Consider the following 25,172-nt stretch of genomic DNA (forward strand, 5'->3'; position numbering starts at 1 on the left):
TGCCAAACGTTCCCCTGGATAAGCCGGGTCCAATGGAACATAGGCACCACCCGCTTTCAACACCGCCAGCAAGCCCACAATCATCGTCGGTGAACGTGTCACGCAAATCGCTACTCGCTGGTCTGGCACAATACCCAGCGCAATCAGTTGATGGGCTAGTCGGTTAGCGCGGGTATTCAGTTCCGCATAGCTGTACGTCTGTTCTTCATACACCAGTGCTGTGGCGTCCGGGTTTTTCTCCACTTGTTGTTCAAATAATTGATGGATACACAGCGGGTCAGAATAGGCAATTTCTGTCTCATTCCAGGTTTTTAATAACAAAGTGCGTTCAGCCTCGGGCAAAATTTCCAACGTCCGTACCGGCGTTTCCGGGGCCAGCTCAAGTGTTTCTGCCAAACTTTCCAGCGCTTGTTGCATATAACCGCACACCCGTTCCGGATCAAATGGCTGGACAATTTGCGTTGTTAGCCCCAACGCATTACCAAAATCCTCCACCGATAGAGTAAACGGATAGTTGGTACGTTCCTGCGCGCCAAGAAACTCAACACCATTCATGATTTCATTCGAAGTCGCGGATAACGCACTATGCCGGTAATTCAACAAAGCACTAAAGAGTGGAACTTCACCTTGTATCCCACTGCAACGTTGAGCCATCGCCAGTGAAGCATGTTCATGCTCCAGTAACTCGGCTAGCCGGGCGTGTGCTGCCTGTACACGCCCTCGTACTGGGGTATCATCCATATCTAGCCGTAACGGCAAGGTATTGATAAACAGCCCCATACTGCTGTCAGTCCCTTGCCCGGTCTGCATCCGTCCAAACAATACGGTGCCGAATACCACTTTCTCCTGTCCACTGGTACGCGACAATACCTGTGCCCAGGCTAGATGGCACAGCGCTGCTAGACTGACACCCAGACGCCGGGCCTGACTACGCAAGCGGTTGTTCAGTATGGCGGGCAACATTCGGTACGATTGGGTCATCTGAGAACCATCCCGATGTACTTCCGTCAATCCGAATGGCAACGTCGGTTGATCCACCTCAGCTAACATGTCAGTAAAGAAGCGGGTATGCTCGGCCTGATTCACCCCCAGACGAACCTGAGCCACCAGATTGCGGAAAGGGACCGGCACAGGCAGGCTCTCTTCCTGCCCGGTAAGGTACGCCTGAACTTCGCGGTTCATCACTTCCAGTGTCGTATGGTCGCCAATCAAATGATGCTGTAATTGCAGTGCAATCCAACGACCATCCATTTCCTGTGCAATAACAAAACGTAACAGTGGCGCTTGGCCCAGATCGAGACGATGCTGACGCGGATTAAAACGTTGAGCCAATTGCTCATAAACCGGTCCGTCAGCAGGATCTAATATCAGTTCCACAACTGATAACGGTGCCTGACGCCAAACAACCTGAACCGGTGCAGATAATCCTTGCCAAATAAAGGCGGTACGCAGAGTATCGTGGCGATTAACCACCTGTTGCACCGCCACCAGATAACTATCCAGCAACGAACGATCAGCAAAGGCCATCTGGCTGACTAACAGATACGGGTCGCCTTCATTGGTTAATAAGTGGTGGAACAGAATACCGTCCTGTAACGGCGACAGGGCATAGATATCCTGAATATTAACTATTCCACCCGGCATTTGTTGCACAATATAGTCAATCTCAGTTTGGGTCAGCTCAATCAACGGCAACATCTCAGGTGTGAGTGCCGTGGTCGCCGGGGTAATAACATTCTCCGGCACCACCACCGCTTGTGACTGCCCTACTGTTTCGGCAAATGCCGATAACACCGGGGATTGGAATAGATCATGCACCGCCAGCGTTAATCCCGCATTACGCAGACGTTCAATCATCCGCACTGCAAGCAGAGAATGGCCGCCCAAGGCAAAGAAGCTGTCGTGCCGACTAATCTGTTCAATACCCAACAACTCGCTCCAGATAGTGGCCAATAGGATTTCTGTTTCCCCTTGCGGCGCGGCATAAACCTGACGAGCAAAGGCATCCGCCTCCGGCGCTGGCAGTGCCCGATGATCCAGCTTGCCGTTTGGGGTCAGCGGGAAGGCATTCAGGCGTACAAAAGCGGCCGGCACCATATAATCAGGCAAAATAGCACTCAGATATCCACGCAAGCTCGCCGTCAATCCGTCATCTGGCTCTGCCACTACATAAGCCACCAGCCGTTTGTACTGCCCGTCACTTAACGCCAGTACCAATGCTCCACTTACCGCAGTATGCTCCATCAGCCGCGCTTCAATTTCTTGCGGCTCAATACGGAACCCCCTGATTTTAACCTGTTGATCGTTACGACCAACGAATATCAGATTGCCGTCCGGCAGGTAACGAGCCAAATCCCCGGTGCGATACAAGCGGGCATCAGGTTCATTACTGAACGGATCAGTTAGGAAACGTTCAGCAGTCAACTCAGGATAATTGAGATAACCACGTGCGACACCTACGCCACCGATATACAGTTCCCCCACCGTCCCCAATGGTACCGGCTGACCATAAGTATCCAGCAGATAAACCCGTGTGTTGGTTGTTGGACGCCCAATAGGAACCCATGCATCCGTATAGTCTGATGGGCAAGACCAAGAGGTGGCGCAAACCGTAATTTCCGTCGGGCCATAATCATTGAACAAATTTACCCGATCACACAACGCCCGGAACAGGGTTGAACCCGGTGCTTCTCCTGCAAATATTAACGTAGGCTTTATCGTTATTACCGGTAAATCGCTCTCTTCCCGGAACAGAGCCGGTGGCAGGAAAGCGTGCGTTACTGCTTGTTTTTCCAGATAAGACCAAAGACGACGCGGGTCCTGGCGGATAATATCGGTAGGAATAACCAAACAGGCCCCGCCACTTAACGCTGTCATGATCTCCGAGACACTGGCATCAAAACCCGATGAGGCAAATTGCAATATTCGACTGGTTTCATCAACGCTAAACCGGGTAATTTGAGCCAGAGCCAAGTTAACTACCCCACGATGTTCCACCATCACCCCTTTCGGCGTGCCAGTCGAGCCCGAGGTGTAAACCACATAGGCCAAATGTCGTTCAGTCAATTCAGGTATCAGCGGATTACTGTCCGCTTGGTCAAACAGGATATTCGGATCGAGCATAATCAAGTCTGCAAGTGCTTTCTCACCCAACGCAGCACGTCCAGTATTATCCGCCAACAAAATAGCCGGTTTGGCATCAACCAGAATATGCCCCAGACGCTCGCCCGAATAAGCCGGATCCAGTGGCACATAAGCACCACCCGCTTTCAGCACCGCTAACAACCCGACTATCATTGCTGGTGAACGCGCCACACAAATCGCCACTCGCTGATCCGGCACCACACCCAACGTAATCAGTTGGTGCGCCAGCCGATTAGCACTCGTATTTAATTCGGCATAACTGATGGCTTGCCCTTCATACATCAGTGCCGTAGCATCCGGATTCTTCTCTGCCCATTGCTCAAATAGTCGGTGAATACAACCGTGATCTGGATACGACGTTTCGGTCGTGCTCCAGGTTTCCAATAACAGCTTACGTTCCGCTACAGTCAGGATATCGATTTTCCCGACCAGCTGTTGAGGGTTAGCCGCCATCGCCCGCAATACGGTATGGAGATAACCCACCTGCCGCTCAATGGTCGCCTGATCAAATAGAGCAGTGGCATAATTCAGATAACCGACAATTCTTCCGTCCACCTCAGATAGGCTCAATTCAAGATCAAATTTAGCGATATCGATGAGTTGATCGGCAGGTAAAACCGTCAGTCCCGGCAATTGCCATTCCGTATTCTCATTACTCTGCCAAGCAAATATCACCTGAAATAGCGGAGTATGCGCTAATCGGCGCAGCGGTTGCACGATTTCTACCACCTGTTCAAAGGGTAGGTCCTGATGCTCCTGGGCCGCCAATGCAGTTTGTCGCACATGCGCCAACAATTCTGTTACATTCGGTGCACCGGATAAATCCATCCGCAACGCCAGTGTATTCACAAAGAAACCAATCAGGGATTCCACTTCTTGCCGACTGCGACCGGCACTCGGCGTACCGATAACCAGATCTTCCTGACCTGATAAGCGCGATAAAACCGTCGCCCAAGCCGCTAACAGGGTCATAAATAACGTGACACCTTGTTGCTCACTCAAGCGTTTAAGGGATTGCGTTAACTCCGCATCCAGACTGACGGGCAAGATATTTCCGGTAAATGACTGCCGAGGTGGACGTGGCCGATCAGTAGGCAAATCCAGTAGAACCGGTGCATCAACCAGTCTCGCGCGCCAATAATCAGATTGAAACTGTATGCGTTCAGCCGATAGCCATTGACGCTGCCAAGCGGCGTAATCAGGATACTGAATCGTCAACGGAGACAACGGATCCGGTTGCCCGGTAAAAAAAGCGATATAAAGGGCGTTCAATTCACGCATCAATACGCTGACAGACCAGCCATCGAAAATAATATGATGCAGGGTCAGCAGGAAGACATGTTCATCATTAGCCAGTTGTACCAGAGCAGAACGAATTAATGGACCACGGGCAAGATCAAACGGCGTACCAGCTTCCTGAGTAGAGAGAGAGGCAAGCTGCGCATCCACGTCAGGTGTGTTACGCAGATCATATTTTTTCATCGGCCAACCTAATGCCGCCGGCAACAATTCCACCTGCGGCTGGCCGTCAACAGCAACAAAAACAGAGCGCAACGCTTCGTGACGGGCAAACAGCGTATCAAGCGCCTGTTGCCAGGTGGCGATATCCAGCCGACCACACAAACGCAGAGCCAGCGGAATATGATAGGTCTCACTCACCCCCTCAAACTGCGCCAGGAGCCACAGACGCTGTTGCGCAAATGACAACGGCAATTGGCCTTCACGGGATAGTGGAATGATAGCGGGTAATATTCTGTCCGACTCATCAAACTGGGCATGCATCACTTCAGCAAAAGCCATCAAAGACGGAAATTTAAACAACGTAGACAGCGGTAATTCGATCCCCAAAGCCGCTATCCGGTTTATCATTCGCACCGCCAACAGCGAATGACCACCCAGTGCGAAAAAGTTGTCATACCGGCTAATCCGCTCAACACCCAATAATTCACGCCAGATAGCCGCCAATGTGGTTTCCATTTCCCCTGACGGTACAGCGTAAATTTGCCGGGCAAAATCTTCTTCCCCCGGTACCGGTAGCGCCCGACGGTCCAGCTTGCCGTTCGGCGTCAGCGGGAAGGCATCCAAACAGACAAAAGCAGCCGGTACCATATAATCCGGCAACACCGCACTTAAGTGATCACGCAGATGGTTAACCAGCATCTCATCCGCTTCTGCCACCACATAAGCCACCAGCCGTTTGTCCTGACCGTCATCCACCACTAGCACAACCGCTTCATGCACTGCCGGGTGTTCCAGCAATCGGGCTTCAACTTCCCCCGGTTCAATGCGGAAACCGCGAATTTTCACCTGTTGGTCATTACGGCCCAGAAATTCCAAATTACCGTCTGGTAGATAACGGGCCAGATCCCCAGTCCGGTACATACGGGCATCCGGTTGATCACTAAATGGATCTGTCAGGAAACGCTCAGCAGTCTGGTCAGGACGATTAAGATAGCCACAAGCGACCCCATCTCCCCCCACATAAATCTCACCGATCGCACCCAACGGTACCGGCTGACCGTAAGTATCCAGCAGATAAATGCGTGCATTGGCTATCGGCCGGCCAATGGGGATTCTCGCCACTACCGACGGTAACGCTGTAATACAGTAGGTGGTGGTAAAGGTGGTGCCCTCACTGGGTCCATAAGCACTTAATAACTGTTGCGGCGGGTTATCACGTAGAACTTGCGCCATCACATGCGGATCTAGCACATCACCGCCGACAATCAGGATTTTGAGCTGCGGGAGAACCGGGGACAACTCTGCTACCAGCCGGTTAAATAGCCCGACACTTAACCACAACACAGTAATGCGATAAGTCTGTAATGCCAGGGCAAACTCTTTGGGCGTTAGCACAGTGGCATGATCAATAACCACCAACGCACCACCATTCAGCAAAGGAGCCCAAACTTCAAAGGTGCTGGCATCGAAAGACGGGTTAGCTCCAAACGCGACCCGATCATCCGGTCCGATTTCGGCATAACCATTATTGATGACCAGCCGGGCCACCGCACGATGCGGTACCAACACCCCTTTTGGGGTACCAGTCGAGCCGGAGGTATACATAATATAAGCCAGCTCAGTACTGATGCGGGGCAAGTCAGGATTGGGGTAATCTTCCCCACTGATAGCGCCGATCTTATCGGCCAAGTCAACCGGGATATCCGTAAGCAATAATTTGGCTGCACAGTCGCTTATCAGCCAGTACTTCCGTTCATCCGGTACGCGGGGATCGATCGGTACATAAACGGCCCCGGCCTTGAGGATAGCCAATTGAGCCACCACCAGTTCAATAGAACGTTCTAACTGCACAGCGACCCGGTCATCCGGCTGGATCCCCTGCCCAATTAACCAGTGTGCCAACCAGTTGGCACGAGCATTTAATTCGGCGTAGCTGAGAATGTGTTCTCCATACACCAGCGCTATCGCATCAGGCGTGTTTCCTGCCTGTTGTTCAAATAGCTGGTGAACACAACATTGGTCAGGATATGGCACCTGAGTTGCATTCCAAGTCTCCAGCAACAACCTTTTTTCCGCTGCTGGCAAGATATTCAATGCCCGTATCGGTGTTTCCGGTGCCTGTTCAAGTGCTTCCACCAAACTTTCCAGCGCCTGTTGCATATAACCACATATTCGCTCTGGATCAATCGGTTGAACAATTTGCGTCGTCAGCCCCAGTGCATGACCAAAATCCTCTACCGACAAGACAAACGGATAGTTAGTGCGCTCTTGCTCGCTAAGGAATTCAATACCGCTGATGATTGCATCCGTGGTAACCGGCTGCGTACTATGCCGGTAGTTCAGTAACGCGCTAAAGAGAGGCACTTCCCCCAATACCCCACTGCAACGTTGAGCCAGTGCCAGTGAAGCATGTTCATGCTCCAGCAATCCGGCTAACCGGGTATGGGCTAACCGCACACTGTCCTGCACCGAGGTCTCATCCATATCTAATCGTAACGGTAAGGTATTGATAAACAGCCCCATGCCACTATCAGCGCCTTGCCCGGCCTGCATCCGCCCAAACAGCACGGTGCCGAACACCACTTGTTCCCGTCCACTGGTACGCGACAACACCTGTGCCCAGGCCAAATGGCACAAAGTCGCCAAACTGACGTCCAGACGCCGAGCCTGACTGCGCAGGCGGTCATTCAACTTAGCAGGTAACATTCGGTGAAATTCTGTCACCTGCGAACCATCCCGATATATCTCCGTCAACCCGAACGGCAGCGTCGGTTCGTCCACTTCTGCCAGCATGTCAGTAAAGAAGCGGGTATGCTCAGCCTGACTCACGCCCAACCGGGCCTGAGCCACCAGATTGCGGAAAGGGGCTGGCGCAGGCAAGCTCTCTTCCTGTCCTGCAAGATAAGCCTGAACCTCACCGTTCATCACTTCCAGCGTCGTATGGTCGCCAATCAGGTGATGCAGCAATTGCAGTACACTCCAGCGACCATCGTCCTCCTGCGCTATCGCAAAATGCAACAAAGGTGCTTGGTTCAAGTCGAGGCGATGATGGCGTGGGTCAAAATGTTGAGCTAACTGGTCTCGGACCGGCCCATCAACCGGGTCTAATGTCAGTTCCGTGACTGACAATTGAGCCTGACGCCAAACGACTTGTACCGGCGCTGATAATCCTTGCCAAACAAAGGCGGTACGCAAAATATCGTGGCGATTAACCACCTGTTGCACTGCCGCCAGATAACGATCCAACAACGAACGATCAGCAAAAATCATTTGGCTGACCAATAGATATGGGTCACCTTTATTCGCCAGCAAATGGTGGAACAAGATGCCGTCCTGCAATGGTGACAGGGCATAGATATCTTGAATATTGGCCACCCCACCCGGTACTTGTTCAATGATATGGTCAATTTCAGACTGAGTGAGATCAATCAATGGCAACATTTCGGGTGTAAGTGTTGTGATCGCCGGGGTAATGACATTTGCCGGCACCACCACCACCGGTGATTGCCCTACTGTTTGGGCAAATTCAGATAACACTGGGGATTGGAATAAATCACGTACTGCCAGCGTTAACCCCGCATTACGCAAACGTTCAACCATCCGCACCGCCAGCAATGAATGACCACCCAGAGCAAAGAAGCTGTCATGCCGACTAACCTGTTCAATGCCCAACAACTCGCTCCAGATAGCAGCCATCAGGGTTTCGGTCTCCCCTTGCGGCGCTGCATAAACCTGACGGGCAAAGGCTTCCGCCCCCGGCGCTGGTAGAGCCCGGCGATCCAGTTTGCCATTTGGCGTCAACGGGAAGGCATCCAAACGTACAAAGGCTGCCGGTACCATGTAATCCGGCAAAATGGCGCTCAGGTGAGTACGCAGATGGTTAACCAACTGGTCATTCGCTTCTGCTGCTACATAAGCCACCAACCGTTTATCCTGACCGTCACCTAAAGCTAGCACCAGCGCTTCACTCACCGCCGGGTACTCCAACAATCGGGCCTCGATTTCTCCTGGTTCAATGCGGAAACCACGGATTTTCACCTGTTGGTCATTGCGGCCCAGGAATTCCAGATTGCCATCCGGTAGATAGCGGGCTAAATCCCCAGTCCGATACAGGCGGGCATCCGGCTTATCGCTAAACGGATCGGCCAGAAAACGTTCCGCCGTCAAATCAGGTCGGTTGAGATAGCCTCGCGCTACCCCGATACCACCAATATAGAGCTCACCAACTGCCCCTAACGGCACCGGCTGGCCGTCAGTATTCAGCAAATAAATCTGTGTGTTAGCTGTCGGACGCCCAATCGCAATGACACCCTCAGTGTAGTCTGACGGACAACGCCAGGTGGCCGCACACACCGTAATTTCTGTTGGGCCATACGCATTAAACACCGTTGCCCGACGACACAGTGCTTGAAGCAACGTTGTACTGGGTGCTTCACCACCGAGTATCAGCGTCGGTCTTATCGTCATTTCCGGCAAATCAGTCCCCTCCCGGAGCAGGGCCGGGGTCAGACAGGCGTGAGTTATCTCCTGCTCTTCCAGATAATGCCAGAGATAACGAGGCTCCTGACGAACCGTATCAGCCGGGATCGCCAAAGTGGCTCCACTACACAATGCCATCATGGTTTCCCAAACGCCGGCATCAAAGCCAAATGAGGCAAACTGCAACATCCGGCTACCCGGATGAATATCAAACTGAACGATTTTTTCCTGAATCAGGTTAACCAGCCCACGATGTTCAACCATCACTCCCTTTGGTATGCCGGTTGAACCGGAGGTATAAATCACATACGCCAGATGATGTGGGGTTAATACCGGTACTTGCGGGTTGCTATCCGGTTGATCAGGCAGGCTATTCGGATCCAGTACAGTTAACGCTGCCAGCACTTTTTCGCCTAACGCGGCACGTCCCGTATTATCTGCCAGTACAATAGCGGGGGCAGCATCGGTTAAAATATGAATCAGACGTTCCCCCGGATAAGCCGGGTCTAGCGGTACATAGGCACCCCCAGCTTTCAGTACTGCCAGCAGTCCCACTATCCGCGCCGGCGAACTCGCGACGCAAATTGCCACCCGCTGCTCTGGTGCGACTCCCAACGTTATCAGTTGATGCGCCAGCCGATTAGCACGGGCATTTAATTCGGCATAACTGAGAATGTATTTTTCATACACCAGCGCTATCGCATCAGGGGTTTTCTCTGCCTGTTGCTCAAATAGTCGGTGAATACAACCGTGATCTGGATACGACGTTTTGGTCGCGTTCCAAGTTTCCAATAACAACTTGCGCTCCGTCACGGTCAGGATATCGATTTTCCCGACCGGCTGTTGAGGGTTAGTTGCCATCCCCCGCAATACGGTATGGAGATAGCCCACCTGCCGCTCAATGGTCGCTTGATCAAATAGCGCCGTAGCATAATTCAGATAACCGACAACTCTGCCGTCCACTTCAGACAGGCTCAATTCAAGATCAAACTTAGCGATATCAATAGGTTGATCCGCAAGTGAAACCGCCAACCCTGGCAACCGCCATTCTATGTTTTCATTGTTCTGCCAGGCAAATATCACCTGAAATAGCGGAGTATGCGCTAGTCGGCGCGGCGGTTGCACAATTTCCACCACCTGTTCAAACGGGAGATCCTGATGTTCCTGTGCCGCCAGTGCAGTTTGTCGTACGCGCGCCAGCAATTCCGTCACATTCGGTGCACCGGATAAATCCATCCGCAACGCCAGCGTATTCACAAAGAAACCGATTAAAGATTCTACTTCCTGCCGACTACGGCCCGCGCTTGGCGTACCGACAACCAAATCTTCCTGACCTGACAGGCGCGATAGAACTGCTGTCCAAGCCGCCAACAGGGTCATAAACAACGTGACACCCTGTTGCTCACTCAGGCGCTTAAGGGATTGGGTTAACTCCGCATCCAGATTGACGGGCAATAAGGCCCCGGCAAACGACTGCTGAGGCGGACGTGGCCGGTCAGTAGGCAAATCCAGAAGAATCGGTGCATCAACCAGCCTCGTGCGCCAATAATCAGATTGGGACTGTATGCGTTCAGCCGACAACCATTGACGCTGCCAGGCGGCGTAATCAGGGTACTGAATTGTCAACGGTGGCAACGGATCCGGCTGTTGATTCAAGTGAGCCGAATAAAGCGCCTCCAATTCTGATTTTAGTATCCCTAAAGACCAGCCATCGGAAACAATATGATGCTGGGTCAGCAAGAAAACGTGTTCATTGTCAGCCAGTTGTACCAGACTGGAACGAATTAATGGGCCACGGGCAAGATCAAACGGCGCACTGGCTTCCTGAGCAGAGAGAAATGCAAGCTGGTCATCCACATCAGGCGTGTCACGCAGATCATATTTTTTCATCAGCAAGCTTGATGCCACCGGCAACAATTCCACCTGTGGCTGGCCGTCAACAGCAACAAAAACAGAACGCAATGCTTCATGGCGGGCAAACAACTTATCAAGCGCCTGTTGCCAAGCGGTGATATCCAATCGACCACGCAAACGCAGGGCCAATGGAATATGATAGGTCTCACTCACGCCGTTAAGCTGGGCCAGGAACCAAAGCCGTTGTTGCGCAAATGACAACGGCAATTGGTGATCCTCACGGGATAGCGGAACGATAGCGGGCAATGCCGCGCCTGACTCATCAAACTGGGTACGCATCACTTCAGCAAAAGCTATCAAAGACGGGAATGTAAACAGCGTGGACAGCGGTAATTCAATCCCCAACGCGGCTATCCGATTCATCATCCTCACCGCCAACAGCGAATGACCACCCAGTGCGAAAAAGTTATCATACCGACTGACCCGCTCAACACCGAGTAATTCACGCCAGATAGCCGCCAATGTGGTTTCCATCTCCCCTGACGGTGCAGCGTAAATCTGCCGGGCAAAATCTTCTTCCCCTAGGGCTGGTAATGCCCGCCGATCCAGTTTGCCATTTGGCGTCAGCGGGAAGGCATCCAGACAGACAAAAGCGGCTGGCACCATATAATCTGGTAAAACCGCACTTAAGTGCGCATGCAGACGGTTAATCAATGCCTCATCCGCTTCTGCCACCACATAAGCCACCAACCGTTTATCCTGATCATCATCCAGTGCCAGTACAACCGCCTCACTCACCGCTGGGTGTTCCATTAATCGGGCTTCGATTTCCCCCGGCTCAATGCGGAAACCACGGATTTTCACCTGCTGGTCATTGCGGCCCAGGAACTCCAGATTACCGTCTGGAAAATAACGAGCCAAATCCCCGGTACGGTACATACGGGCATCCGGCACATCACTAAACGGATCAATCAAGAACCGTTCCGCCGTTAAATCAGGGCGATTGAAGTAGCCACGTGCCACTCCCGCCCCCCCAATATAAATTTCCCCCACCACGCCCAACGGTACCGGCTGACCATTCTCGTCCAGTAAGTAAAGGCGGGTATTGGCTATCGGACGGCCGATACTTTCAATAATCCTGTCACCCCGCTGTATTGGCAACCAGGCAGAATAGGTTGTCGTTTCAGAAGGTCCATAGAGATTACACAACCGTTGTATTTGCGTTTTTTCGAAAATCTGTTCAATTAAGGCACCTTTAAGCGGTTCCCCCGCCAGATTAACGGTATGAACCGACGCCATCAGCGCCTGAGCCTGCAATAACGGTTTCATCGCAGACGGGACTGAGTTGATCAAGGTCACCGGCAAGGCATGCTGCATCAATGACAGGGCATCCTCCACCAGATGAATTGTCGCCCCTTGGGACAACGGCACAAAACATTCAAAAATGGACAGGTCGAAATTCATTGACGTCGAGAAAAGCACCTCCCGGATCTCTTCCGTTTCAAAAGCCTGCTGAGCCCAATACAGAAAGTTAACCGTATTGCGGTGCTCAATCATCACCCCTTTGGGCACCCCAGTGGAACCGGAGGTATAAATCACATAGGCCAGATGCCGCGAAGTCAGTCCAGATATCTGCGGGTTGCTGTCTACTTGGTTAGGCAAAATATTGGGGTCCAGTACCGTTAGTCCAGTAAGTGCTTCCTCACCCAGTGCAACCTTGCCGGCCTTATCCGCCAGCACAACAGCCGGGGCAGCATCGGTCAGAATATGTGCCAAACGCGCACTAGGATAAGCTGGATCTAGCGGCACATAAGCTCCACCCGCTTTCAGCACGGCTAATACCCCCGCCACCATTGCCGGTGAACGTGACACGCAAACCGCCACCCGTTGGTCCGGTGTGACTCCCAACGCGATCAGTTGATGCGCCAGACGGTTGGCGCAGGCATTGAGATTGGCATAGCTGAGGATCTGTTCTTCATACACCAGTGCTGTGGCATCCGGACTTTTCTTTGCCCATTGTTCAAACAGTCGGTGAATACAACTGTGATCTGGATACGACGTTTCGGTTGCAGTTGCATTCCAAGTTTCCAGCAACAGCTTTTTCTCTGCTGCCGGCAAGATATTCAGTGTTCGTACCGGTGTCTCCGGACGCTGTTCAAGGGCCTCAGCCAGACTTTCCAGCGCCTGTTGCATATAACCGCATACTCGTTCCGACTCAAACGGCTGTACCACCTGAGCAGTCAATCCCAAAGTAGACCCACCGTCCTCGACTGACAGCACAAACGGATAGTTGGTTCGTTCCTGTGCGCCTAGGAATTCAATACCTGGCACCTCTTTATTTGGGAGTGTTGGTTGATCATTATGTCGATAGTTCAGCAAAGCACTGAAGAGCGGAATTTCCCCTGGCACCCTACTGCAACGCTGGGCCAATGCCAGTGACATATGTTCATGATCCAGCAATTCCGCCAGCCGGGTATGCACAGCCTGTACACTGTCCTGTACCGAAGCATCATTTATATCCAGTCGTAACGGCAAGGTATTGATAAACAGCCCCATACCGCTGTCAGCGCCTTGCCCTACCTGCATCCGCCCAAACAACACGGTGCCGAACACCACTTTCTCCTGTCCGCTGGTATGTGACAACACCTGTGCCCAGGCCAAATGGCACAAAGTCGCCAAACTGACACCCAGACGCTGGGCCTGACTGCGCAGACGGTCATTCAATGTAGCGGGTAACATCCGGTACGATTCCGTCACCTGAGAACCATCCCGATGTACCTCCATCAACCCGAATGGCAGCGTCGGTTGATCCACCTCAGCCAACATCTCAGTAAAGAAGCGGGTATGTTCGGCTTGACTCACCCCCAACCGGGCCTGAGCCACCAGATTGCGGAAAGGGATCGGCACAGGTAAGTTCCCTTCCTGTCCGGCAAGATAAGCCTGAATTTCACCGTTCATCACTTCCAGCGTCGTATGGTCGCCAATCAGATGATGCAGCAATTGCAGTACGCTCCAGCGACCATCCTCCTCCTGCGCTACCCCAAAGTGCAACAAAGGTGCTTGGTTCAAGTCGAGGCGATGGTGATGTAGGTCAAAATACTGAGCTAACTGATCACGGACCGGCCCATCAACCGGGTCTAATGTCAATTCAGTGACTGATAATTGCGCCTGACGCCAAACGACTTGTACCGGCGCTGATAATCCTTGCCAAACAAAGGCGGTACGCAGGATATCGTGGCGATTAACCACTTGTTGCACTGCCACTAAATAGCTATCCAACAGGGCGCGGTCAGCAAAAACCATCTTGCTAACAAATAGATACGGGTCACCTTTATTCGCCAGCAGATGGTGGAACAGGATGCCGTCCTGCAACGGTGACAAACCATAAATATCCTGAATATTGGCAACCCCACCCGGTACCTGCGCCACAATATGGTCAATCTCAGACTGAGTGAGATCAATCAACGGCAACATCTCGGGTGTCAGTGCTGTGATCGCAGGAGTCATGATATTTGCCGGCACTATCACCGCCTGTGACTGCCCTACTGTTTGGGCAAATTCAGATAACACTGGAGATTGGAATAAATCACGTACTGCCAGCGTTAACCCCGCATTACGCAAACGTTCAACCATCCGCACCGCCAGCAATGAATGACCTCCCAGAGCAAAGAAGCTGTCATGCCGACTAACCTGTTCAATGCCCAACAACTCACCCCAGACAGCAGACAGCAGAGATTCTGTCTCCCCTTGCGGCGCTGCATAAGCCTGACGGGCAAAAGCTTCCTCCCCCGGCGCGGGCAGTGCCCGGCGATCCAGTTTGCCGTTCGGCGTCAACGGGAAGGTATCCAGGCGTACAAAGGCTGTCGGCACCATGTAATCCGGTAAAATGGCACTCAGATAGGCACGCAAGCTGTTAACCAACTGGTCATCCGCTTCTGCCATCACATAAGCCACCAACCGTTTATCCTGACCATCGTTCAAAGCCAGCACCAGCGCTTCGCTCACCGCCGGGTGTTCCATTAATCGGGCTTCGATTTCCCCCGGTTCAATGCGAAAACCGCGGATTTTCACCTGCTGGTCATTACGGCCCAGGAATTCCAGATTGCCATCCGGCAGGTAGCGGGCTAAATCCCCGGTCCGGTACAGACGGGCATCCGGCTTATCGCTAAATGGATCGGCCAGAAAACGTTCCGCCGTCAAATCAGGCCGGTTGAGATAGCCTCGCGCTACCCCGATACCGCCAATATAGAGCTCTCCGACTGCCCCTAACGGCACCGGCTGGCCGTCAGTATTCAGCAAATAAACCTGTGTGTTAACTGTCGGACGTCCAATCGCAATGACACCCTCAGTGTAGTCTGACGGACAACGCCAGGTGGTCGCACACACCGTGATTTCCGTCGGGCCATAGGCATTAAACACCGTTGCCCGACGGCTCAGGGCTTGAAGCAGCGTTGCGCTGGGTGCCTCACCACCGAGTATCAGCGTCGGTCTTATCGTCATTTCCGGTAAATCAGTCCCCTCCCGGAGCAGGGCCGGGGTCAGACAGGCGTGAGTTATCGCCTGCTCTTCCAGATAATGCCAGAGATAACGGGGCTCCTGACGAACCGTATCAGCCGGGATCGCCAAAGTGGCCCCACTGCACAATGCCATCATGGTTTCCCAGACACTGGCATCAAAGCCAAATGAGGCAAACTGCAACATCCGGCTACCCGGATGAATCTCAAACTGAACGATTTTTTCCTGAATCAGGTTAACCAGCCCACGGTGTTCAACCATCACGCCCTTTGGTATGCCGGTCGAACCGGAGGTATAAATCACATACGCCAGATGGCGTGGGGTTAATGCCGATACTTGCGGGTTGCTATCCGGCTGATCAGGCAAACTATTCGGATACAGTACAGTTAACGCTGCCAGCACTTTTTCGCCTAACGCGGCACGTCCCGTATTATCTGCCAGCACAATAGCTGGCACAGCATCGGTTAAAATATGAACCAGACGTTCCCCCGGATAAGCCGGATCTAGCGGTACATAGGCCCCCCCGGCTTTCAGTACTGCCAGCAGTCCCACGATCCGCGCCGGTGAACTCGCGACACAAATTGCCACCTGCTGCTCTGGTGCGACTCCCAACGTTATCAGTTGATGCGCCAGCCGATTAGCACGGGCATTTAATTCGGCATAACTGAGAATGTGTTCTTCATACACCAGCGCCGTGGCATCCGGGGTTTTCTCTGCCTGTTGCTCAAACAACCGGTGAATACATGTTTGGTCAGGGTATCGTGTTTGGGTTGCATTCCAGGTTTCCAGTAGCAGCGTGCGTTCAGCTTCAGGCAACAAATTAAGTTGCCAGACGGGAATATCATCCTTTTCTTCCGCCGATGATGACAACACCTGTAAATGTTCACTCATCCGCTGAACCACTTCCGCACTCAAACGGTTTGTATCGTAGATCCAGCGAAAACCACCCTGAGTATTCATCTGGAGTGTCAACAATTCACCTAACGCATTCTGCTCCCACGGCTTGTCATCCGGTATGAAAGAGACCGCAACTCGCCACGGGCGGCTTGTTGTTAATGCCGAGATAGCACACAGTGAAGGAGAACGAGAAAGGAGATCGCGGCAAAATGTACGATGCTGCACCAGCCGTGCAAACTCATCATTCATCCAGTTCGCTACCGTACACCATGGCTGATCAAACTCCACCTTAACAGTCATTGGCACCACCGGCGCCAAACCAGACAACAGGTCTGGTTCATTTTTCACCCTATCCACACACCAGCCGATTTGGAATTCGGTCTGATGAGTCAAACGCGCAAGATAAATAGCGAATGTCTGTAACAGTATCGGCAATGGGGCTTTTTCACCATTTTTTAACTTTTCACTATTTTCTAATAGCGGAGATTGCCAGGCACTTAATGCCCATTTAGGGGCTGCTGATTTTCCGGCAGTTTCGAAAGGTAATTGCAGCGATATCAAAGAGGCAAGACGCTCACGCCAGAATGATTCACTGGGTGCAAGTGCCTGGAGGATATCTTTTACATTCTGAGCCTGTTGCGAAGAAAGCAGAGGCAACTGTTTGCCCGGCTTGAGTTCTGATATATCGGCAAGCTCCCCGGCGGAGAGTAATTTACCCTCAAGTGTGGCAAACCCTCCGATCCTGACATCCTCACTTCCGGTTGTTACCTGCCAAGCACCCTCTTCTACAGCAATCAACGTACCGGGTGCCCCCCCAGAATAGTGATTCAGCCGTTGAAGCCAGGAAATCCGTACTGTGCCCCATTTCAGTAACAGTTTCGGGCAACCCAGTGGATTTAAATAATTTTCGCCAAAATCTAACGCGCGTACTAAAGCTGAAAGTGCCTCACCCGGCTGCTGCCAACACAAATATCCCCCACCATCGGGACGACGAGACTGAGTATAAAAACTCCGTCGTGTCAGATCTTGCGGATGAGTCACCAACTCACCCTGATCAAGATCCCGAAGCAGCTTAATAAACCCTTCCTGAGCCGCCTGATAGCATTTCAGATTCAATGAAAACGCATTATCGTGCTCCTCAATAGATACTGGCCATTGCACGGCAATATCACCGGTATCTACCCCCTCCTCAATGCAATGCCACGAAACGGCATAGTGTGTCTCCCGTGCTAACAGCGCCCAAGAAGTTGCATGACTGCCCGCATAACGTGGTAGTGGGCTATTGTGATAATTAAAAGCGCCGCCGCGAATCTGCCCAATCAGTGATACAGGCAGGATAATCGGATTAACGATTGAGAAAAGCCAGTCCACAGGGTGTTGCGCAATTTGTGCTTGTAATGCTTCGACGGAATTCACACAAACGATCCCTTGCCCGGCAGCCCATGTTTGCAGAACGGTATCGGTAGTCAGCATTGCTTGTATCGTATGCCCAGCCGCCTGAATTTGTTCGGCACAGAACACCGCAAGAGTCGTTCCCCCGACTATGATGCAGCTACGTGGCAGAGCAGGTATATTCTTTACGTTATTGGTTATATTTTCTGGTGTCTGAGAGAGAAGTTCGGCTTTAAGGATACTTTCCGCTTTTTTAGTAATGCTATCTTTCATCTACTACCTCAACAAATCTGTTAGATATTTGGCAACTGTCATTCTTGACAGTCGTCACAAGTGTTTTTTCTTAACTGTTGTCCCACCCACCCTCGGTGAAATAAAAACGGGTACGTTAAGCATTAATTAAAATACTCAGGAAATGCTTTCTCTCTGGAATTGGATGTAAATAACTTAATTATTAGCAATTCTGTAATGATAACTTTCCTAAGAACGGGAAATTGTTATTCATGAAACGTAACTATATGTTCTATTTCATCCTTATTTTTTGGATAAGCACTTTTGATTGACACTTAATTCCATAGCTTAGACTAAAATCATCAACGACTATTAACATTAACACGGGAAAATTAGGTAATTTATTGAAAAATAACATATCCCCTTCAAACAAGGTGCAGATAAAATGCCACATAAAGTACAATTTATTAAACATTTACAAAGGTACCCCGTATATTTAATTACTTTAAAATATAAGTTCAGGCTAAAATCAATTTTAGTACATGTTATTTAATGGTAATAAATCGCTATAGTTAATGTAGAAGTTAGTTATCTTTAACCCCATAAGAAAACAATTTCTAATTAGAATCAATCTAGCTATATTGTTTTGTTATAATATAGCTGAGTTCAACATTGGTTAAATACCGTATTGATCATTAAGAAACATATTCGAAGAGAGCCCTTCTTTAGATATGAATTATCGGATATCAAACGATATTTACCATCGCATGATGTAAATTGAAATGAGGTCTCATACCTTTTAGCTTGTAAACACCAGTGAACACATATATTAAAGCCCCCTCCTCCACAATTAGCATCAAAGAAGGGATCATTTTATCTTCCAGAATCCACTACAGATTGAGTGCAAGCCTTTCGCAGTTAAATTTAGCAAAAACTGCCGTAAGCCCTTGTCCAATGTGAGGTTGTCGTAAATAGAATCGTCATTTTTACCAGCGACTCAATCTACCATTACTAACGAACGATAAGCCTTTTTCACCTTCCACAAATAGCGCGGAGCCTGAGGTGCTGGATGATTATCCTGAACATACTGATAAAACTCATCCGGCGTCATGCGGTTTATTTTATTAACGGCTAATTGACGATCTGCATTAAAAGTACGTAAAAGAGCACCCGCACCATTTACGTAGGCAACAATAGTGGCGTAGTAGAGAGTTTCAGGGTTATCAATACCTGCCAGATGTTGCTCTTTCAGGATACTGATATAAGCCGTGCCAAGATCAATATTAGTTTTAGGATCTTTCAACTCACGCGTTGTTGGCTGACCAGAACGCCCTTTCTGTCGATACACATCCCGACCTGCTGTCGATGCTTTAATTTGCATAAGGCCAATTGCATTCGATTTACTGACTGCATTAGGACGAAAACCGGATTCAACTTGAATAATCGCTCTGATCAGCGTTTCATCAACACCGTACCGATTGGATGCTTGTTGAATAAAGGTATCAAAAGGCGTCGACGGGAAAGAAGAAGAAATTCTAGCTGCGTTGGCAGTATTGCTAAGCATACGTTGCTGACCGGACTGTTTGCCAACATTTGTTTGCTGAACATTTCTCTCAGCACAACCGACTAACAGCACGACCAGTGCCACAAAGCTCAGTTTTAATTTCACCCTATAATCCTCTGGATCAAATGTTACTAAAGCGCAGCATATACAATTTCGTTTACAATCTAAAAATATTTTTACTTAACTTTTCACTGTATTCATGTTCATATCATATGGAATGACTATCACAACAATCGTTGTTTCCAAATTTTATCATCTTGACTTTACTTAAATGATATTGATAATCGTTATCATATACTTATAACAAGTAAGGTTTGAATTTATGAAGAAAAAACTTTCTCTGCTGTTACTTTCTCCTCCTGTTCTGGGAATTATGTTGATTCTCTTATCTGTCATTCTATTTAGTCATCCGGTATCCGCCGCCAAACAATTTAAAGTTGTCACGACCTTTACTATCATTCAAGATATCGCACAAAATGTAGCGGGTGATGCAGCAATTGTTGAATCAATTACTAAACCTGGTGCCGAAATCCATGATTACCAACCCACTCCCAAAGATATTATAAAATCTCAACATGCTGATTTGATCCTTTGGAATGGGCTAAATCTAGAACGCTGGTTTGAACGCTTCTTTGAAAACCTTAAAGATGTACCTGCCGTTGTTATTACTGACGGCATTGAACCACTCCCTATCCGTGAAGGGCCTTACAACGGGAACCCTAATCCCCACGCCTGGATGTCACCCACAAATGCTTTAATCTATATTGAGAATATTCGCCAAGCATTTGTGAAATACGATCCTAAAAATACAGAAACTTATAATAAGAATGCCAAAGCCTATGCTGAAAAAATCGCACAACTGGATTCTCCACTGAGAGAACGTCTTTCCCGTATTCCACAGGATCAGCGTTGGCTAGTCACTAGTGAAGGGGCTTTTAGCTATTTAGCTAAAGATTACCAATTCAAGGAAGTTTATCTATGGCCAATTAATGCGGAAGAACAAGGTTCACCACAACAAGTTCGTCATGTCATTGATACTGTAAGAGCAAACAAAATCCCCGTTGTATTTAGCGAAAGTACAATTTCAGATAAACCGGCTAAACAAGTCAGTAAAGAAACAGATGCCCGTTATGGTGGCGTTCTTTATGTAGATTCACTCTCCGGCAGTAGTGGCCCAGTACCAACTTATATTGATTTACTGAACAAAACTGTAGATACAATCGCAAAAGGATTTAATCAATGAATAGCAATATACTGTTCGAACGTCCTCATTTAGTCGTTGATGACGCCACTGTGACTTATAACAACGGTCACACAGCTATTTATGATGCAAGTTTTTCTATCACCGGTGGAACTATTTGTGCGTTGGTGGGCATTAACGGTAGTGGTAAATCCACATTGTTTAAGACTATCATGGGACTGGTAAGTCCATCTCAGGGAAAAGTAACGCTGAGTGATATGCCAGTCAAAAATGCTTTGAAGAAAAATATTATTGCATATGTCCCTCAAACAGAAGAAGTCGACTGGAACTTTCCAGTATTGGTTTCTGATGTCGTTATGATGGGCCGCTATGGGAAAATGGGATTCCTGAGAATCCCAAGTAAAAGAGATCACCAAGCTGTTGATAAAGCACTTGAACGTGTCGGCTTAACGGCCTTACGCAACCGACAGATTGGCGAACTCTCAGGCGGACAGAAAAAACGGGTTTTTCTTGCAAGGGCTCTGGCTCAGGAAGGTAAAGTTCTATTACTAGATGAACCTTTTACTGGTGTTGATGTAAAAACAGAGAATGCCATCATCGACCTGTTGTGTGATTTACGTGATGAGGGCCATCTAGTTCTGGTTTCTACACATAACCTCGGTAGCGTGCCTGAATTCTGCGATCATGTTATCCTCATCAACCGAACGGTTCTAGCAAGTGGCCCAACAGAAACAACGTTCACCCAAAAAAATTTAGAGATGACTTTTGGTGGCGTGCTTCGTCATATTAATCTATCCGGTCCGGAATTACATGATGATGATGATCCACGCTCCTTGACTGTTATTACTGATGATGAACGCGCAGCCGTATTTTATGGTCGTGATCATCATGTTCCGCCAAGGCAGGGTCAGCATAAGGAGAAGCGTCAATCATGACAGAACTTTTGCTGCAACCTTTTCACTATAATTACATGGTAAAAGCCATCTGGGTTAGTGCCATTGTCGGTGCTGTCTGTGCCTTCCTTTCTTCCTACCTGATGTTAAAAGGCTGGTCATTGATGGGAGACGCGCTCTCTCACTCAGTTGTGCCTGGCGTCGCTGGTGCTTATGCGCTGGGTCTTCCTTATGCAGGTGGTGCTTTTTTTACCGGAATGCTGGCAGCTCTATCTATGACTTTAGTTCGTCATATCACTCGGTTACGTGAAGATGCAGTAATCGGGTTCATTTTTTCCACTTTCTTTGCGGCCGGCTTATTAATCGTTTCCCTCAATCCTACATCAGTTAACGTACAAACTATTATTTTCGGCAATATCCTTGGCATCGCGGATGAAGATGTTCTCCAAGTTGAAATCATTATTGCGATTTCATTTATCGTGCTCATGTTTATCTGGAAAGATTTGCTAATTGTATTTTTTGATGAAACGCATGCTCGCTCTATCGGCTTATCTCCCTTGCGGATGAAAATCATTTTTTTTACTTTGTTGAGTGCTTGTACTGTCGCAGCCTTACAAACTGTCGGCGCTATTCTGGTGATTGCAATGGTTGTCACTCCAGGCGCAACAGCTTACTTATTAACAGATCGTTTTAAGCACCTGCTGATCATTGCCGTTACTATTGGTTCCCTGACCAGTGCATTTGGCGCTTACCTAAGCTTCTTCCTTAACGGCGCTACTGGTGGTGTCATTGTCACGCTGCAAACCATTATTTTCCTACTAGCATTCTTCTTTGCACCAAAGCATGGGCTATTCGCTTCACGTATACGTGCCAGAAAAGAATCCTCAGCCTTGGCTCAGGAGACAACACAATTATGAATGAGTTGACACAGTTACTCACTGAGCCGTTTATGTTTCCATTTATGCAACGGGCAATATTCGCAGCGATTGTAACAGGCGCGGTATGTGCAATACTCTCTTGTTATCTGGTTCTTAAAGGCTGGTCGTTAATGGGGGACGCCATTTCTCACGCGGTATTACCAGGTATTGTGCTGGCTTTTGCTGCCGGTATACCGCTGGCTATTGGCGCATTCCTTTCCGGTATCTTTTGTGCTGTTGCAACAGGATATCTGAAAGAACATAGCCGGATAAAAGAAGATACTGTCATGGGAATTGTTTTTTCAGGCATGTTTGCCTTTGGTTTAGTTCTTTTTGCCCGCATAGATACCGACCAACATCTGACTCATATTCTGTTCGGAAATATACTAGGGATCACTAAAGATGAGTTGCATCAAACATTATGGATTACCTGCATCACTATGGCGGTGATACTGCTAAAGCGCAAAGACTTCATGCTTTATTGCTTCGATCCGAACCAAGCACGCGTAGTAGGATTGCCTGTTAAACTTTTGCATTACGGTTTGCTTTGCCTGCTGTCCATGACCATCGTCGCTTCCCTGCAAGCCGTGGGAATGATTTTGGTTATCGCAATGTTGATATCACCAGGCATTATCGCTTTCATGTTATGCCGCAGTTTTGACCGAATGTTAATTGTCGCTATCATTGCATCAGTCAGTTCCAGTGTCCTGGGTACTCTGATCAGTTTCCACATTGATGGTGCAACGGGGCCATGCATTGTTATTGTTCAGGCTATCTTCTTTACACTGGCACTGGCTTACAGTCAGATAAAACTTGTAAGAGCAAAATCCAAACGTAAAACGTATCAAGCAGCCCTACAAATCTCTAACGAGCCCAATCAATAACAAAAAGGGTTATATCTGTTTTGAGATATAACCCTGTTAATCATCTTTTTTACCTGATCATATGTTTTCTCTGACTATAATTGTTCATAAAGTAATTGACGACATAGAGAGGTGAACCATGTGGCAGACAGTAAATCGTTTGTTAAACGAACATTTCGGTGTTGCTGAAATTCACGATAAAACTGAGTTAGCCGGAGGAGACATCCACCAAGCTTGGCGAGTCACACATGGAAAACAACAAGTTTTTGTCAAATCAAATCTGCGCGAAATGCTCCCTGTCTTCAAAGCAGAATCAGAACAGCTTGAACTCCTGGCACGCAGCCAAACTATCCGTGTTCCAACTGTTTATGGTATTGGCAACACTCGTGACCATAGCTTTCTATTGCTTGAATTTCTGCCTTTAAAATCTTTTGACCTTCACAGTGCCTATTGCTTCGGTCAACAACTGGCAAAACTTCATCAATGGAGTGAACAACCTCAATTCGGCTTTGATTTTGACAATATGCTGGCAACAACTCCACAACCTAATAGCTGGCAACGACGTTGGCATCAATTTTATGCGGAAAAGCGGGTTGGTTGGCAATTACAAATCGCAGCAGAAAAAAACATGATATTTGGTGATATTGACAATATCGTTCAAGCTATAAGTAACAAACTTCAACACCATCAGCCACAACCCTCTCTGTTACATGGCGATCTCTGGCCTGCTAATTGTGCTTCGCTGGATGACCAAGCCGTTGCCTTCGACCCAGCCTGTTATTGGGGAGATCGTGAATGTGATTTCGCTATGTTACCGTTATACCCTGATTTACCAATGCAAATTTTTGATGGCTATCAGAGTATATGGCCACTCCCTACCAACTTTATTGAACGGCAACCTGTATATCAGCTCTATTATTTGCTTAACCGGTGTAATCTATTTGGTGGTGATAATCTTATTACGGCTCAAAATATTATCGATAATATTTTGACTGAAAATAGCCAATAGATGGGCAATCAGGCTGCGAAAATACTTATTCCGCAGCTATAGCCAACCGGAGAATCTACCAGCCTAAGATTTTCAATAGAAAATAAAAAATTGCACCGATAATTACCGGTGAAATATATAAGATATAAATCTGACTGAACAATGTATGACGAGGAAGTTTAATTTTTAATTCAATCTGTTCTCTTGTCAGGCTATCATTGCCTTTAGCTTTTTCAATAATAAGCTGATCTTCAATGTTTTCTCGTATAAACTTCACTTGTCTGTATATCCGTTGACCTGACGCATTCATAGCAAGGCCGAAAAAAATAAGAAAATAGATAATCAGGAAACCAAGCGTTGATCCGGTAAAACCAGCCAGACGATCAGGTGTTGGTGAATTTTTCCAGAAGAAATCCAGAAATGGGGTATTAAAACGCACCACTTCAGCCATCATTTTCAGGAAATCATCCAAAACAGCATTGATACCATCACCTTTAATACCGTGCAACCAGGCAAGGTTAATCACAGAAACAATAGTCGATAAAAGTGCCGGAACAAAAATCATCCAACCTAAAACTCGCTTAATAATAGCGATGTATCCGGCTTTTTGGTAAGTCATCGATACCCCTCATAACAATAAGCAGATTTTATTTTTGGCTAATCATAGCCCATCAATCACCAAATTTAACTTTATATTTAATTAACTAAGCATTTCTTACCATGTTCCCGATCAGGAAAAGATTTCACCTACTGAGATTGTTACAATCAGCTTT

At 48.7% G+C, this 25,172-nt stretch carries 8 protein-coding genes; 5 read left to right on the forward strand and 3 right to left on the reverse strand.

The features are described 5' to 3' along the window. Positions 1 to 18,015: non-ribosomal peptide synthetase (locus AACQ38_RS05835; RefSeq protein ID WP_165577659.1), on the reverse strand; the 18,015-nt coding region annotated here is incomplete at its 3' end. A 955-nt stretch (positions 18,016 to 18,970) separates the two neighbouring features. Next, on the reverse strand, positions 18,971 to 19,642 hold the full coding sequence (locus AACQ38_RS05840; RefSeq protein WP_165577660.1) for a transglycosylase SLT domain-containing protein: 672 nt from the start codon (positions 19,640 to 19,642) through the stop codon (positions 18,971 to 18,973). A gap of 268 nt (positions 19,643 to 19,910) precedes the next feature. Here AACQ38_RS05840 and AACQ38_RS05845 point away from each other — a divergent pair, with 268 nt between their 5' ends. The 5 genes from AACQ38_RS05845 to AACQ38_RS05865 all read left to right on the forward strand — a co-directional run bounded on the left by AACQ38_RS05845 (position 19,911) and on the right by AACQ38_RS05865 (position 24,420). Then, the gene (locus tag AACQ38_RS05845; protein WP_228956983.1) at positions 19,911 to 20,780 is read left to right on the forward strand and encodes a metal ABC transporter substrate-binding protein; all 870 of its coding nucleotides are present in this window, start codon (positions 19,911 to 19,913) and stop codon (positions 20,778 to 20,780) included. Next, entirely contained in the window at positions 20,777 to 21,673 is an 897-nt protein-coding gene (locus tag AACQ38_RS05850) for a manganese/iron ABC transporter ATP-binding protein (protein WP_011146895.1), read from the forward strand. The genes AACQ38_RS05845 and AACQ38_RS05850 overlap by 4 nt, the downstream gene beginning before the upstream one ends. After that, positions 21,670 to 22,548, forward strand: coding sequence for a metal ABC transporter permease (locus AACQ38_RS05855; protein ID WP_011146896.1), 879 nt, complete (start codon positions 21,670 to 21,672; stop codon positions 22,546 to 22,548). Before AACQ38_RS05850 ends, AACQ38_RS05855 begins: the two co-directional genes overlap by 4 nt. Next, the gene (locus AACQ38_RS05860) at positions 22,545 to 23,432 is read left to right on the forward strand and encodes a metal ABC transporter permease (protein ID WP_011146897.1); all 888 of its coding nucleotides are present in this window, start codon (positions 22,545 to 22,547) and stop codon (positions 23,430 to 23,432) included. Before AACQ38_RS05855 ends, AACQ38_RS05860 begins: the two co-directional genes overlap by 4 nt. 118 nt (positions 23,433 to 23,550) lie before the next feature. Further along, on the forward strand, positions 23,551 to 24,420 hold the full coding sequence (locus tag AACQ38_RS05865; RefSeq protein ID WP_011146898.1) for a fructosamine kinase family protein: 870 nt from the start codon (positions 23,551 to 23,553) through the stop codon (positions 24,418 to 24,420). Positions 24,421 to 24,475: 55 nt separating this feature from the next. Here the strand turns inward: AACQ38_RS05865 and AACQ38_RS05870 are convergent, their stop codons facing one another. Continuing rightward, a complete protein-coding gene (locus AACQ38_RS05870) occupies positions 24,476 to 25,018 on the reverse strand; it encodes a YniB family protein (protein WP_011146899.1) in 543 nt (180 codons plus the stop codon). Between the last annotated feature and the right edge of the window lie 154 nt (positions 25,019 to 25,172).

The organism is Photorhabdus sp. RW14-46, from assembly GCF_963887965.1.
Classification (GTDB): Bacteria; Pseudomonadota; Gammaproteobacteria; order Enterobacterales; family Enterobacteriaceae; genus Photorhabdus; species Photorhabdus laumondii.